This is a genomic window from Sulfitobacter aestuarii (assembly GCF_042685005.1).
Taxonomy (GTDB): domain Bacteria; phylum Pseudomonadota; class Alphaproteobacteria; order Rhodobacterales; family Rhodobacteraceae; genus Sulfitobacter; species Sulfitobacter aestuarii.
The window spans coordinates 45,350-59,515 of record NZ_JBHUMP010000002.1; the positions used below are offsets into that span (position 1 = coordinate 45,350).

Consider the following 14,166-nt stretch of genomic DNA (forward strand, 5'->3'; position numbering starts at 1 on the left):
TTCAGGAGCAGATTGTGGCAGGAGATGCACGGGTCGTGGCCGTACTGGGCCCGACCAATACCGGCAAGACGACCTATGCAATCGAGCGGATGCTCGGCCATCGCACCGGGGTGATCGGCTTGCCGCTGCGGCTGCTGGCGCGTGAGGTCTATGACCGCATCGTCAAGGTGCGCGGCCCGTCGGTCGTGGCCCTGGTCACCGGCGAGGAGCGTATCGTGCCGCCGCGCACCCAATACTGGGTCTGTACCGTGGAGGCGATGCCCGACGGCATGGGCGCCGATTTCGTGGCGGTGGACGAGATCCAGCTCTGCGCCGATCCCGAACGCGGCCATGTCTTTACCGACCGGCTGCTGCGCGCCCGCGGATTGCACGAGACGCTGTTCATGGGGGCGGACACGATGCGCGGCACCATTGCGGCGCTGGTGCCGCAGGCGCAATTCATGCAGCGCGAGCGAATGAGCGAACTGATCTATGCGGGTCAGAAGAAGATCAGCCGGATGCGTCCGCGCAGCGCAATCGTCGGGTTCTCGGTCGAGAATGTCTATGCGATCGCCGAGCTGATCCGCCGCCAGAAGGGCGGTGCTGCCGTGGTGATGGGCGCGCTCAGCCCGCGCACACGCAACGCGCAGGTCGACATGTACCAGAACGGCGAGGTCGATTTCCTGGTCGCCACCGATGCCATCGGCATGGGGCTCAACCTCGATGTCGATCACGTAGCCTTTTCGGCACTGAGCAAATTCGACGGACGCCGGATGCGCCCGCTCGCACCCAACGAGCTGGCGCAGATCGCCGGGCGGGCGGGGCGGGGCTTCAGGAGCGGCACTTTCGGCGTCACCGGTGACGCACCGGCGCTTGATGACGGTGTGGCGCGGGCGATCATGGATCATTCCTTCACGCCGCAACAGAAGATCAACTGGCGCAACCACGCGCTGCAATTCGGCTCCATCGACCGGCTCATTGCCACGCTCGAAGCCCCATCGGACCATGAACGCCTGGTACGGGCCCGTGAGGCGGATGACCTGCGGGCGCTCAAGTCGCTGGGGCAGGTTGCCGAGATCGAGGCGCGCTGCACCGACGGTCCTTCCGTCCGGCTGTTGTGGGACGTCTGTCGCATCCCGGACTTCCGCGGCATCAGCCATGCCGAACACGCCGGCCTGCTGGAACAGATCTTCAACGACCTGCATCAGCGTGGCCGCATTGCCGATGACTGGCTGGCGCGACAAATAAAACGGATCGATCGAACCGATGGCGACATCGATGCGTTGTCCAAACGACTGGCGTTCATTCGCACCTGGACCTATGTGGCCCAACGCAAGGGATGGACGGCGGACGAAAGTCATTGGCGCGGCGCCACCCGTGTCGTAGAAGATCGCTTGTCGGACGCGCTGCACGAGCGCTTGACCCAGAGATTTGTAGATCGGCGCACATCCGTGCTCTTGCGCCGACTAGGACAGAAGGAAGCCATGGTGGCCGAAGTAAACGAGACCGGTGAAGTCACCGTTGAAGGCGAATTTGTAGGCAAGCTGGACGGATTCCGTTTCAGGGCCGACAAGGGGGCCGGAGCGGCCGAGGACAAGACGATCAAGTCGGCCGCCCTGCAGGCCTTGGCGCCGCAATTCCATCTGCGCGCCGACCGTTTCTATAATGCGCCCGACACCGAAATCGATTTCACCGAACAGGGTGGATTGATGTGGGGCAGTTCCGCGGTCGGGAAGCTGGTCGCCGGTCCCGAGCCGCTGAAGCCGCAGGTCGAGGTTTTCGTCGACGATGTCGCCGGTCCGGAGGTCGCGCAGAAGGTACAACGTCGCCTGCAGCATTTCATCGATCGCAAGATCGCCGCGCTTTTCGAACCGCTGCTGGCGCTGGCCAAGGACGAGAGCCTGAGCGGGCTCGCCAAGGGCTTTGCCTTCCGCATGGTCGAGAATCTCGGCATCCTGCCGCGTGCCGAGGTCGCCGATGAGGTGAAATCGCTCGACCAGGATGCCCGTTCTGCCCTGCGCAAGCACGGGCTGCGCTTCGGACAGTTCACGATTTTCATGCCGTTGCTGCTCAAGCCCGCCTCGACAAGGCTGCGGCTGGTGCTCTGGTCGCTCTCCAAGGGGCTCAACGAATTTCCCGAATCGCCGCCCCCCGGTCTGGTGACGATCCCGGTCGAAACCGGCGCGCCGGAAGGTGCGGACACGATGTCGGGTTATCGCAACGCCGGAACCCGCGCGATCCGCATCGACATGCTGGAACGTCTGGCGGACATGCTGCGCAGCGAGGATTCCCGTGGCGGTTTCGAAGCAAAGGCCGACATGCTGTCGATCACCGGCATGACGCTTGAGCAATTCGCCGCGCTCATGGAAGGTCTGGGCTACAAGGCCGAGAAGGGCGAGCGGACCAAGGTCAAGGCGGTGGACAAGGTGATCCCTCATGACGGCACCCATGAGGCCATGGCACCCGATGCCGATACCCAGGTCCCCGAGAAGGTGGCAGACGGCGCCAGTGACGTGGCGCTGGACGACGCACCCGACAAGCCGGTGATGGATATTGCCGCCGAACAGCCCGAAGGCGGTATCGTCGAGCAGCCGAGCCCGGCCGAAGCTGAGGATATCCCCGCGGATGTAGCTGCCATCGTCGATGACAGCGTAGCGCCTGTGGCGGAGGAACCTGACCTGGCCGCGGAAGTGTCGGATCATATCGCCGAGACACCCGAGGAAGAGGTCCCACAGGGTACGGCTCCGGATGCCGAAATTGCCGGGGCGGAAACCGAGGTCTTCTATACTTTCACTTGGGCGCGTCAGGCGCGCGGCAATCAGGGCGGCAACCGCCGTGGCGGCGGGGATCGCCCGCAAGGCAAGGGAAGGCCGCAGGGCAAGGGCAAACGGGGCGCACTGCGCGAGGGCAGCAAGCCGGGCAAGGGGGGCAAGGCGCAGAATTTCTCTGCCCGTCCGCCGAAGCCCGAAAAAAAGATCGACCCGGACAATCCCTTCGCTGCTGCCCTGATGGGGCTCAAGGACAAGAAGTAATTGGTTGGGACCGCGCAAAAGCTCCGCCTCGACAAGTGGCTGTGGCATGCGCGGTTCTTCAAGACACGCTCGCTTGCGGCCGCTCAGGTGCAGGCGGGCGTGGTTCGCGTCAATGGTGCACCGACGCAGAAGCGCGCCAGCAGCGTCGGGCAGGGAGATGTACTGACCTTCATCCAGGGTAATCACGTGCGTGTCATCCGCATCGAGGCGGTGGGCACCCGCAGGGGCCCGGCCCCGGAGGCCCAGACGCTTTACACGGACCTTTCCCCGCCCGAAGCGAAACCGCAGGAAAAACCTCCTGAAAATCCGGCCTTCGAGGGAAAAGGGCGTCCAAGCAAGCGCGACAGACGCATCCTTGATCTTTCCAAGGCCCGTCATCTTGAATGATCCCGCGACCTGAATTAGCTAGACAGCAGTTCACCCAGACAAAGTTGACCGCATGACCTATATCGTAAATGACGCCTGCATCGCCTGCAAATACACCGATTGCGTCGAAGTATGCCCGGTGGATTGCTTTTACGAAGGTGAGAACATGCTGGTCATCCATCCGGATGAATGCATCGACTGCGGCGTCTGCGAGCCTGAATGCCCTGCAGATGCGATCAAGCCGGATACCGAGCCGGGCGCCGAGGAATGGGTGGAGTTCAATCGCAAATACTCGGAAATGTGGCCGGTTATCGTCACCCGCAAGGATCCTCTGCCCGAAGCCGAGGAGCGTGACGGCGAGACCGGCAAGCTGGAGAAATATTTCTCCGAAGCGCCGGGCGAGGGCGGCTAAACGGCGATTCGGGGCGATTTTCGAGCTGTAGTGTGACGCCGTCTGTCACAACCTGTTGAAAACGAACGAAAACACACCGGATGACCCAGCGTCAGCTTCCAGAAGCTGCGAATCTGTGTTATGATGACCCAAGTTTGTAGCAGATGGGAAGTGTGTACCAGTTCTAATCAATGGAGCAGCTTCGAAAGTGTCATTGGACGGAGGCCTGAACAGAGCCCCCGCTTCCTGCGCGTCCGGAGCTGATTGTCATCGAGAAATCGGCCTGTCGTGAAGGTCGATCCCTGACCCTGAATGAAACGCATCCGAATACGGGCCGATGCGGCCGTCGTCAGATTGCGTTCACAAAGTATATGTGACCTGCGGATGATCCCGCGCCAAGGAGCCCTAAATGACCAAATCGAAGAAGCATGATTTCCGCCCGAATGAGTTTGTCGTCTATCCGGCCCATGGCGTCGGTCAGATCATGTCGATCGAGGAGCAGGAAGTTGCCGGTATCTCGCTGGAACTGTTCGTCATTTCCTTTGAAAAGGACAAGATGACCCTGCGGGTGCCGACCCATAAGGCGACGGAGATCGGCATGCGGGCGCTGTCGAGCCCTGATGTCATCACCCATGCAATGAAGACGCTGAAGGGCAAGGCGAAGGTCAAGCGCGCCATGTGGTCCCGGCGCGCCCAGGAATATGAACAGAAGATCAATTCCGGTGACCTGATCGCAATCGCTGAAGTGGTGCGTGACCTGCATCGCACGGATGACCAACGCGAACAGAGCTATTCGGAACGTCAGCTCTACGAAGCGGCGCTCGAGCGGCTGACCCGAGAAGTGGCCGCCGTTTCGGGGGGCGACGAGCTCGCCGCGGCGAAGCAGGTCGGCGATGTGCTTGAAAGCCGGGTTGCCGCCTGAGCGACGCTTCGCAGATCCGATCCATGTGACGGAGGCCGCGCCGGGGAAACCGGGCGCGGCTCTATTGTTGCCGGTCAGGGATTGGGGCGCTGCCCCAAACCCCGAGGTATTTTCAGCCAAGAGAAACCAGGCAGAGCAGGATCGTGACCTCGCTCATTTGCTGGGCGGCCCCGAGCACATCTCCTGTCTGTCCGCCAATCTTGCGCAGGGCGAGATGACGCAGCGCCAAGGTCACGGCCAATGCCAGCGGCAGGATCAGGAAGGTGGCCGCGCCGCTCAGCAGAAAGGTCAAGGCCGCGCCAATGGCCAGCGCGGTGAAGGCGGCATTCAGGCTGGGCTGTCCGACGCTCCGGGCGAGACCCGCGTCGCGGGCCTGTTTCATGCTTGCCATGAGCAACGGCAGCAGGCTGCGTGACAGGGCGGCGGCGAGGATGACGGGCCAGAGCGAATGGGCGATCAGGCTCGTCAGGGCGAGCCAGCGCAGCCCGGTGACGAGGATCAGGGCTAGGACCCCGTAGCTGCCGATCTGGCTGTCCTTCATGATTTCGAGCCGCCGGGCGGGGCTGTGACCGCCCCAGAAGCCGTCAAAGCAATCCGCCAGCCCGTCCTCGTGCATCGCGCCGCTTAGCAGCATCAGGAGCGCCAGCACGATACCGGCGCTGATCGGGGCAGGCAGGCCGAGGGCGAGGGCGAGAGCGCCGCCAAGCGCGGCCAGGCTGCCGAGCAATGCGCCCGCCAGGGGGAATGCCCAGACCATGCGCGGAGTTGCGGCGAAGGCGGCAGGGGGCAGGCGCGGGAGCGGCAGGCGGCTGAGCAGGCTCAGCACCGCGAGAAAACCCTGCATCGGCGAGATCCGGGCGTCGTTTTCAGGCATCGTCACGGGGCTTTCATGGGTTCATCACCGGCGCTCCATTGGGTAATGAGGCGCAAGCTTTCTTGCAACGGGGTTTGCCCATGACTTCTTCCTTTTCCGATCTCTCGGCCTTTCGCGCGCTGCTTGCCGATCTGCCCGGGCAGGACAAGCTGGCCAGCGCCAATGCCGCGGCGCGTGACGGACAATTGACCAAGCCGCCCGGCTCGTTGGGACGGTTGGAGGAACTGGCGATTTGGTACCGCGGCTGGCGTGGTGGCGATCGTGCCGAGATCGTCGCGCCGCAGATCATCGTCTTCGCAGGCAACCACGGGATCGCTGCGCGCGGCGTCTCGGCCTTTCCGGTCGAGGTGACCGCGCAGATGGTGATGAACTTTCAGCTCGGAGGCGCGGCGATCAACCAGATCGCCCGCTGCATGGGCGCGACGCTCGACGTGGTGCCGCTCGAGCTCGACCGGCCGACGCGGGATTTCACCACCGGCCCGGCCATGGAGGAGCCGGACCTCGTCGCGGCGCTGCGGGCGGGGTGGGAGGCGGTCTCCTCCGAGAGCGATCTGCTTGTGGTGGGCGAGATGGGGATCGGCAACACGACCTCTGCCGCGGCACTGGCCTGCGCCCTGCTCGGCGGTGCGCCCTCTGACTGGACCGGACGGGGCACCGGCGTCGATGATGCCGGGCTGGCGCTGAAAGCCAACGTGGTGGAGGCGGGCGTGGCACGCCACGGCGGCGCCGGAGACGGGCTGGAGATGCTGCGGCGTCTAGGGGGGCGCGAGCTGGCAGGGATGGCAGGGGCCATTGCCCGGGCGCGCAGCCTGCGCATCCCGGTGATCCTCGACGGTTTCATCTGCTGTGCCGCGGCGCTCTGCCTGGAGCGTACCGAGTCCGGCGCGCTCGATCACGCGGTGGCCGGACACCGGAGCGCCGAGAATGGCCATGCGCGGCTTTTGCAGGCGCTCGGCAAGACACCGCTGCTGGCGCTTGATCTGCGGCTTGGCGAGGCTTCCGGCGCGGCGATGGCGATCGCGCTGCTGCAGGGGGCGTTGGCCTGCCATGTCGGGATGGCGACCTTCGCCGAGGCCGGGGTCAGCGACGCCTGAGCCCGGGTCAGGCGCTTTTCTTCTCCTCGTCGCCGCGGCGCAGGAAGGCAGTTTCCAGATCCTTCTGCAATTCCTTGGCGCGTTCCACATAGGCCTTGTTCTCCGAGGGCGGAACGTCGGGGCGCCAGAGGGTTGCCAGTTCGCGGATTGAATCGCGGTCATGGTGATAGAAGATTCGCTGCGCCTCCGCGGCCTCGTATTCGGACAGGCCCATGTTCTCCAGCACATAACGTCCGGCGCGCAGCGAGGAATCGAACATTTCGCGCACGATGTCGTTGGATCCGGCCTGGAACTGCCGATAGACATCGGTCCTGTCAAAGGCGCGGCTGACGATATGCAGATCCGGGCGCTGCTTGCGCGCATAGGCGATGAGCTGTTCGGCCGCCTGCGGATCATCGAGCGCCACGACCAGTACCTTCGCATCCTTGAGCCCTGCCTTGTTCAGGATGTCGGGCCGGGTCGGATCGCCGAGAAACCCTTTGAAGCCGAAGCGCCGCATCACCGCGATGGTTTCCGGATTGTGATCGAGCACCACGGTATGAAAGCCGCTGGCCTGTACCAGCCGATTGACCATCTGTCCGAAACGTCCCACGCCGACGATGATCACCGGCCCCTGATCGTCGATCTCGTCGGGCGTGATCGTGCCGACATCCTCGAGCCGACGGCTGATCAGGTCATAGAGGATGAACAGCAGCGGCGTGATCAGCATCGACAGGGCGATCACCAGCAGCAGGGTTTCGGCGACGGGATCGGGCATCACCCCGGTGGTGACCGAGAAGCTGACCAGCACGAAGCCGAATTCACCGGCCTGCGCCAGAGCGAGCGCGAAGAGCCAGCGGTCGCGGCCCCTGAGGCTGAAGAGGGTGGCGAGCCCGTAGAGGATCAGCCCCTTGACGATGATCACCAGGAGCGCCATGCCGAGGATGATCACCGGGTTGGAGAACAGCAGGGTGAAGTTGATCCCCGCCCCGACGGTGATGAAGAACAGGCCCAGCAGCAGCCCCTTGAACGGTTCGAGGTCGGTCTCCAGCTCATGGCGGAATTCTGAGCTCGCCAGCACCACCCCGGCGAGGAAAGCCCCGAGGGCCGGTGACAGGCCGACCATGGTCATCAGCGAGGAAATCCCGACCACGATCAGCAGCGCGATGGCGGTATACATCTCGCGCAGATGCGCCGAGTGGATATAGCGGAACACCGGCCGGGTGAAGAAGACTCCGGTGATGATGATCGCGGCAATGGCGCCGATTGTCGCCAGCGTCACCCCCCAGCCCGGCAGGCCCTCGACGAAAGTCAGCGCCGCATGGGCGGTCTCGGACCCATGGTTGGCATTCTCGCCTGTCGGCGCGCCATGTCCGGTATCGGCTTCGTGGCTTTCCAGCGTGATCGAGCCGTCCGGCTGCATCCGTGCCGGCAGACCCGCGGCAAGCAGCGGCAGGAAGGCGAGGATCGGGATGACCGCGATATCCTGCGTGAGCAGCACCGAAAAGACGTTGCGCCCTCCCGCCGTGCGCATCAGCCCCTTCTCCGACAGGGTCTGGAGCACGATGGCGGTCGAGGACAGCGACAGGGTCAGCCCCACCGCAAGGGCCACCCCCCAGGGTTGGTCATAGGCCAGCGCGATAGCCATCAGCGCCCCGGTGGAAAGCAGCACCTGCAATCCGCCCAGGCCGACCAGCTTGTGCCGCATGTCCCAGAGCGCGCGGGGTTCGAGCTCCAGCCCGATCAGGAACAGCATCATCACCACGCCGAACTCGGCAAAATGCTGCAGATCCCGGGTTTCCGACCCGACCAATCCGAAGATCGGCCCGATCAGGATCCCGGCGGCAAGATAGCCGAGCACCGACCCGAGACCCAGACGCGCGGCGAAAGGCACGGCCAGCACGGCGGCAACGAGGTAGATCGAAGCCTGGAACAGGAATGTCTCCATCTGAATCCTCTCGTTCGCGGGCGCTCAGGTGGGCAGCGGGCCGTCCTGTTTCAACTGGTCCATCACGATCTGGCTGTGTACCCGCGCCACGGTCTTGTGAGGCAGGAGCACCTCGTGGATCAAACGGTTGAGGCTGGGCAGATCGGCACAATAGACCCTCAAAAGGTAGTCCGCATCGCCAGTCATTGTCCATGCGCTGACGATTTCCGACCGGGTCGCGAGCAATCGCGCGAAAGCGGCACTGTGTTCCGGACCGTGGCTGTGCAGATGAACCTGCACGAAACCCTGGACGTTGAGCCCGAGCCGGACCGGATCGAGTCGCGCCGTATAGGCCTGGATATAGCCTTCGCTCTCGAGACGCTGGCGGCGTCGCCCGGCTTGCGAAGGAGAGAGATGCAATTGCTCGCCAAGCTCCTGCGCCGTCATATGGGCGTCCCGCTGCAGGGCGGCCAGCAGGCGATTGTCGATCTCGTCCAGCATATGCATCGTTTCCGCAAGGTTTGAATTCATCATGCGGCAAATGCGCACCATTGACCAGTAGCCTGCGTCAGTTTGCGCAAAAACTGCATTGGCGGACATTTACTCTGCTGACGAAGCCACAGGCTACGAATCAAGGAGATGAAAACATGGGTCCTTTCCCGCATGACGCCCCGAAATCGCAGATCACCCCTGAGAACCCCGCTGGCACCGATGGTTTCGAATTCGTTGAATTCGCCGCACCCGATCCGGAAGAATTGCGCGAGGTCTTCACGCGCATGGGGTATACCCATGTGGCCAATCACAAGACGATGAAGATCGAGCTCTGGCAGCAGGGCGACATCACCTATGTGCTGAACGCCGAACCGCAAAGCTTCGCCGCCGGTTTCGTGAAGAAACACGGTCCCTCCGCCCCCTCGATGGGCTGGCGGGTCGTCGATGCCCAACAGGCGCTGGCCCATGCCCTGGCCAACGGCGCGGAGGAATACAAGGGCGACGGCAAGCTGCTCGACGTTCCGGCGATCATGGGCATCGGCGGTTCGCTGCTCTATCTCGTAGATCAATATTACGACACGTCGCCCTATAACTGGGAATACGACTGGATCGCGCGGTCCAAACCCGAGGGGGTCGGCTTTTACTATCTCGATCACCTGACCCACAATGTCTTCAAGGGCAACATGGACAAGTGGTTCAAATTCTACGGCGACCTGTTCAATTTCCGCGAAATCCGCTTTTTCGATATCGAGGGCAAGTTCACCGGATTGTTCTCGCGCGCCCTGACCTCGCCCTGCGGGCGCATCCGCATCCCGCTCAACGAGGACCGCGGCGAGACCGGGCAGATCGTTTCCTATCTGAAGAAGTACAATGGCGAGGGGATCCAGCATATCGCGGTCGGCGCGCGTGATATCTATGATGCCACCGACGCAATTGCCGAAAACGGGCTGAAGTTCATGCCGGGTCCGCCCGACAGCTATTACGCGCTGAGCCACGACAGGGTCGTGGGCCATGACGAGCCGGTCGGGCGGATGAAGAAACATGGCATCCTGATCGATGGCGAAGGCGTGCTCGACGGCGGTGAGACGCGCATCCTGCTGCAGATTTTCTCCAAGACGGTGATCGGACCGATCTTCTTCGAATTCATCCAGCGCAAGGGCGATGACGGTTTCGGAGAGGGCAATTTCAAGGCACTCTTCGAAAGCATCGAACAGGAACAGATCGACAGCGGCGAACTGGCCAGCGAAAGCTGAGCCACATCCGGGCCCTTCTTCTGGCCTGAAATACCTCGGGGGTCGGGGGGCCGGCCCCCCGTCCGATGCTCCCGCAAGCGGCGTCGGTTGCGGCGACGGCGCCGGGCCTGTCCCGGCTCAGCTCTTCGGCATCTGCAACACGACGCTGCGGCCGCGTTTGACATAATGCAGCTCGCTTTCGCTGATCGCCGCGACCCGGCCGCCGTCGATCCGGTCTCCGACCTCGACTTTCTGGTAGCGCCCGTTGCCCAGCCGCACCAGCGCGCGGCGGTTGGCCGGCTTGCCATAGACGCCGATCAGGTTGATTTTGCGCAGGTTGATGGCGTTCTTCACCGTCGCTTGCTTGGCCACGGAGGTTTTCGACGGAATGCTCGGCGCCACTACGGCAGACGGCGCGCTAACCACCGCGGGGGCGCTGCGTCGGGCGGTTTTGACGATCTGCGCGAAATTGCGCGGCCGATCATCGGGGCGCCGCGAGACCTCCGTCGCCTGCGGTGTCGCATTCTGGAACGCCGCCGGTTTGGTCAGGGCGATCGTCACCGCGTCATCGGTTTCCTGCAGCGTCACCGCCACGCCGCCCGGGCTGATTGGCGGGGCGGAGGGGTCTGGCGTAGTCTCCCGCGGTTTCGGACGCAGCCCCGCCAGGGAGCTGTCGCCGACAGGGTCGGACTCGGGCTCTGGCGTCGGCGCAGATGCAACCAGATCTTCGGGCCGCTCACGAGGGCGTTCCTGCGCGACTGCGCTGGTCTCGGGCGTATCCTGCACCGGGTCCTCGGCCTCGGCTGTGGGCCGTGCCGGGGGTACCGCTGCCGGACGTCCGAGATAGATCTTGACCCCGTCAGGGTTCAGCGCGCCCTCGGCGCTGGCCACCACGAGGCCGCGGTCGTCACGCGCGGGGTCGGTTTCCGCCGCCACCGGGGCATCGAGGTCGTCGCGCATGACATCGGAGTCGAAACTGGCGACCGGCGGCAAGGCATCCGCATCTTTTGGCCGGCTTACCGGATCGATAGAGGCCAGGCGAAGATTCTCGAGACGGACCAGCGCGGCAGGATCGGACGGCAGTTGCGGTGCCAGGGGCCAGATGCCGCTCACCGCGTATTTCGCTTCGGCCTCGGCCGCGCTCAGCGGCGACTGCGCCGTGCCGCGCGGCGCGCTGAGAGAATCCGTCACGACCTCCTCCCCGGCGCTCAGGGACACAATCGGTGTTTCGTCGCCCTCGGCTTCCGGCCTGGCGGCTATTGTCTCCGCTTCCTTGGCGGTCCCGGCGGACGAACGCGCAACGCTTTCGGCTTCGCTGTCTGTCTCGGCGTCGGGCTCACGCGGCGCGTCGGCAACGAGTCGCGGCTCGGCCCTGTCGCCGAACAACCGCGACAGGTTGATACCGTCATCGAGGAAGACCGAGGCCCAGGCCGCCACACCGGCCAGCAGCATCAGCAGCGCCGCAGTCAGCATCAGACCGAGATAACGCGGTTTGCCGCCGACTTCACTCTTGCGGGCGCCGAAGATGGTCATCTGCTCTTCTTCGGAGGCCAGGGGGTCGCGGGTCGGCGGTGCCTGCTGCGCGGGGTGCGCGGGGGTTTCAGCCTGCAAGGCTGCGCGCGCCCCCGCTGGGCGCGGGGTGGCAGGCTGCCCTGGCAAGGCGTCGGCGGTCACCGGTGTCGTCTCACCCGGATTGTTCAGCACCGGGGTCGTCGTCACCGGGACGGCGGCGGGTGGCGGTGCCGGGGGCGCCACGAGCGGTTCGCGACGACTTTCGCTCCCGGCCTTGGGCCGCCGACTGGCAAAGGCGACGAGCCGCTGCGCCGCGTTCCGGCGCGGCGCAGTGCTGTAGGAGCCGGGCACCAGCTCCGGGGCATTGATCCGTGCCGCCGCGGGTGCCGCCGGTCGCAGGGAGGCGCTGACCGCTTCGGGTGTGATCAGGGTCGGGCTTTCGCCATGGGGTCTGGCGTGACCTGCGGAGCTGCGGGTCTGCCCGGAGGCGGCAGGGCGTTCGGGCGGCGAAGCCTCCTGCGCCGCGACCGGTTTGTGCATCGTCGTCTTGACCGCCCGATCCGGTTGCGCGGATACGGTGGTCGATGGCGTTGCGCGGGACGTTTCTGCGGAAGGGTCCTTTTGCGCCGGGCCCGTTTTCGCGACGCGGCTGCCAACGTCCTCCTGCCGCATCGCCTTCGTGGGAACGGCGGGGCCACGCCAGTCGGCAGGGGATGTCGGCAAGGGTTTCTGCGACTCCCCGGGCGCGGCCGAAGAGGGCGCCGCAGGGGCGGTCGCCGCGCGCGCCGCCGAACCTGTCGCCGGTTTTTCTGTCGGCGCGCTGTCGGGCCCGGACGGTTTCGCCATATCGGTCAGATCCGCCACCGGCGCATGTTGCGCGGCCCGCGCCGTGGCGCTGGCGATGTCGAGCACCACCACCGCTTCGGAATCGGGCTCTACCGTCTCGCCGGGCTCGAGCAGTTCCGCTGCGGCAGCCGTGGGGCCGAAAAAGGGCTCGCCGGGGAAATCTCCGCGTTTGGGTGCGGCAACGAAGCTGACAGGGTGAAAGCGATGCTCGACGGCGAAGCTCTCGGCCTCTTCCAGCGTGTCGCGCGCCACCGCCGCGATATGGGTCCGAGCACCGTCCGCGGCGATGTCGAAAGCCAGCTCGTCGAGCGCATAGGGCGTCGCGCCTTCCAGCGCCAGATGGGCAGCCCGCAGCCGCGCGGCATCGGAGGGATCCTCCGCGTCGATGCTGAGATATTTGATCTGGGCGTCGGGAATCAGCAGCTTGCAGCGCAGACCGCCGGGATCGAGCGCCGTGGCGGTCTTGCGCAGCGTGGCCAGTTCGGCATCGAGATCCGCAGCATCGAGCGCGACCTCTCCGACGACGCGCCAGCCACCCAGCGCGCGGTGCAGCAGCTGGATGCCGTCGAAGGACAGGGAGAGGGCAAAATTCGGCTTCATCGCGACCCTACAGAATGTGGTTTCGGCACGTCGTCGGGCCCGCCGGGTGCGAGCTCGCGCATGGGCGGGAGAATAGAGCAGGAACCCGCTCAAGGAAAGGCCATGGCGAGGGATCGCCGGACGTGGGCGACAAGCCGCGGGCAGCCTTGCGCGGCTCTGCCGCTGTCGTCATGCTGAGCCGGTGTTATCCTCGAAAGGAGAAGTAATGATGAAGCTGATGCAAGTGGCTCTGTTGGTCTGGGTCGGCTGGGCCGGGGCGGCGCTCGCCCAGGAGGTGCAGGAGGGGATCATCGTCAACGGCGAGGGCGAGGTGGCTCTGGCGCCCGACATGGCGACGATTACCCTCGGGGTGAGCGAAGTGGCGGCGAGTGCCCGGGAGGCGATGTCCGAGGTGTCCGGCGCGGTCGAGGAGATCGTCGCCAAGCTCGACGAATTCGGCGTCGCGCCGGGCGACCGGCAGACCGAGCACTTCTACGTGCGCCCGGTCTACCAGCACCGTCAGGACCCGGTGCAATCCGAGCGTGAGGCGCCTCAGATCACCGGCTATGAGGCGGGCAATTCCGTGACCGTGCGGATCCGCGACCTCTCGCGGATCGGGGCGCTTCTCGATCAGGTGATCGACGAGGGCGCCAACGATTTCCACGGTATCAGCTTCGGATTGCAGGATGATACCGCGGCATTGGCCGAGGCGCGCAAGCTCGCCGTAGCCGATGCCATGGCGCGGGCCGAGGACATGGCGGAGGCCGCGGGGCTGGCGCTCGGCGCGGTCACGCGGATGAGTGAGAACAGCTTTTCCAATCGTCCGGCAATGATGGAAATGTCAAAGGCACGCGGGGCTGCGGATGTGCCCATCGAGCAGGGCGAGCTGACGGTTCGGGCGCAGGTGACCATGGTGTTTTCGATCGCGCCGGGGAAATGAC

General features: G+C 64.9%; 11 protein-coding genes. 7 read left to right on the top strand and 4 right to left on the bottom strand.

Features of this window, described 5'->3' with window-relative positions; all coding sequences use genetic code 11:
• The first annotated feature begins 14 nt into the window (after nucleotides 1-14).
• The 4 genes from ACFSUD_RS02575 (at nucleotide 15) to ACFSUD_RS02590 (ending at nucleotide 4,690) form a co-directional block, all read left to right on the top strand.
• Nucleotides 15-3,011: a helicase-related protein gene (locus tag ACFSUD_RS02575; protein ID WP_386371188.1), complete on the top strand. Its 2,997-nt coding sequence runs from the start codon at nucleotides 15-17 to the stop codon at nucleotides 3,009-3,011.
• Entirely contained in the window at nucleotides 3,012-3,398 is a 387-nt protein-coding gene (locus ACFSUD_RS02580) for an RNA-binding S4 domain-containing protein (protein ID WP_386371190.1), read from the top strand.
• 52 nt (nucleotides 3,399-3,450) lie between these two features.
• A complete protein-coding gene (gene fdxA / locus ACFSUD_RS02585) occupies nucleotides 3,451-3,789 on the top strand; it encodes a ferredoxin FdxA (RefSeq protein ID WP_386371192.1) in 339 nt (112 codons plus the stop codon).
• Nucleotides 3,790-4,177: 388 nt separating this feature from the next.
• The gene (locus ACFSUD_RS02590; protein WP_386371194.1) at nucleotides 4,178-4,690 is read left to right on the top strand and encodes a CarD family transcriptional regulator; all 513 of its coding nucleotides are present in this window, start codon (nucleotides 4,178-4,180) and stop codon (nucleotides 4,688-4,690) included.
• A 112-nt stretch (nucleotides 4,691-4,802) separates the two neighbouring features.
• Here ACFSUD_RS02590 and cobS read toward each other — a convergent pair whose 3' ends face one another.
• The gene (gene cobS, locus ACFSUD_RS02595; RefSeq protein WP_386371850.1) at nucleotides 4,803-5,564 is read right to left on the bottom strand and encodes an adenosylcobinamide-GDP ribazoletransferase; all 762 of its coding nucleotides are present in this window, start codon (nucleotides 5,562-5,564) and stop codon (nucleotides 4,803-4,805) included.
• A gap of 80 nt (nucleotides 5,565-5,644) precedes the next feature.
• Between cobS and cobT the strand changes: the two genes are divergently transcribed.
• Nucleotides 5,645-6,658, top strand: coding sequence for a nicotinate-nucleotide--dimethylbenzimidazole phosphoribosyltransferase (gene cobT / locus ACFSUD_RS02600; protein WP_386371196.1), 1,014 nt, complete (start codon nucleotides 5,645-5,647; stop codon nucleotides 6,656-6,658).
• Nucleotides 6,659-6,665: 7 nt separating this feature from the next.
• On the opposite strand, the gene ACFSUD_RS02605 is transcribed toward cobT, so the two are convergent.
• Nucleotides 6,666-8,585 (bottom strand): cation:proton antiporter domain-containing protein, encoded by a 1,920-nt coding sequence (locus ACFSUD_RS02605; RefSeq protein ID WP_386371198.1) that lies wholly within the window; start codon nucleotides 8,583-8,585, stop codon nucleotides 6,666-6,668.
• 24 nt (nucleotides 8,586-8,609) lie between these two features.
• Complete coding sequence (locus tag ACFSUD_RS02610; protein WP_386371852.1) at nucleotides 8,610-9,065, bottom strand: Lrp/AsnC family transcriptional regulator; 456 nt, start codon at nucleotides 9,063-9,065, stop codon at nucleotides 8,610-8,612.
• 146 nt (nucleotides 9,066-9,211) lie between these two features.
• On the opposite strand from ACFSUD_RS02610, the gene hppD reads away from it, so the two are divergent.
• A complete protein-coding gene (hppD, locus tag ACFSUD_RS02615) occupies nucleotides 9,212-10,309 on the top strand; it encodes a 4-hydroxyphenylpyruvate dioxygenase (RefSeq protein ID WP_386371200.1) in 1,098 nt (365 codons plus the stop codon).
• A 117-nt stretch (nucleotides 10,310-10,426) separates the two neighbouring features.
• Here hppD and ACFSUD_RS02620 read toward each other — a convergent pair whose 3' ends face one another.
• On the bottom strand, nucleotides 10,427-13,246 hold the full coding sequence (locus tag ACFSUD_RS02620) for a hypothetical protein (RefSeq protein ID WP_386371202.1): 2,820 nt from the start codon (nucleotides 13,244-13,246) through the stop codon (nucleotides 10,427-10,429).
• A 205-nt stretch (nucleotides 13,247-13,451) separates the two neighbouring features.
• On the opposite strand from ACFSUD_RS02620, the gene ACFSUD_RS02625 reads away from it, so the two are divergent.
• Entirely contained in the window at nucleotides 13,452-14,165 is a 714-nt protein-coding gene (locus tag ACFSUD_RS02625; RefSeq protein ID WP_386371204.1) for an SIMPL domain-containing protein, read from the top strand.
• Nucleotide 14,166: the final 1 nt, after the last annotated feature.

Coding starts and splice junctions, on each gene's coding strand:
- fdxA (WP_386371192.1), top strand. CDS start 3,451: ATGACCTATATCGTAAATGACGCCTGCATCGCCTGCAAATACACCGAT.
- ACFSUD_RS02590 (WP_386371194.1), top strand. CDS start 4,178: ATGACCAAATCGAAGAAGCATGATTTCCGCCCGAATGAGTTTGTCGTC.
- ACFSUD_RS02620 (WP_386371202.1), bottom strand. CDS start 13,246: ATGAAGCCGAATTTTGCCCTCTCCCTGTCCTTCGACGGCATCCAGCTG.
- hppD (WP_386371200.1), top strand. CDS start 9,212: ATGGGTCCTTTCCCGCATGACGCCCCGAAATCGCAGATCACCCCTGAG.
- ACFSUD_RS02605 (WP_386371198.1), bottom strand. CDS start 8,585: ATGGAGACATTCCTGTTCCAGGCTTCGATCTACCTCGTTGCCGCCGTG.
- cobS (WP_386371850.1), bottom strand. CDS start 5,564: ATGCCTGAAAACGACGCCCGGATCTCGCCGATGCAGGGTTTTCTCGCG.
- ACFSUD_RS02625 (WP_386371204.1), top strand. CDS start 13,452: ATGATGAAGCTGATGCAAGTGGCTCTGTTGGTCTGGGTCGGCTGGGCC.
- cobT (WP_386371196.1), top strand. CDS start 5,645: ATGACTTCTTCCTTTTCCGATCTCTCGGCCTTTCGCGCGCTGCTTGCC.
- ACFSUD_RS02610 (WP_386371852.1), bottom strand. CDS start 9,065: ATGCTGGACGAGATCGACAATCGCCTGCTGGCCGCCCTGCAGCGGGAC.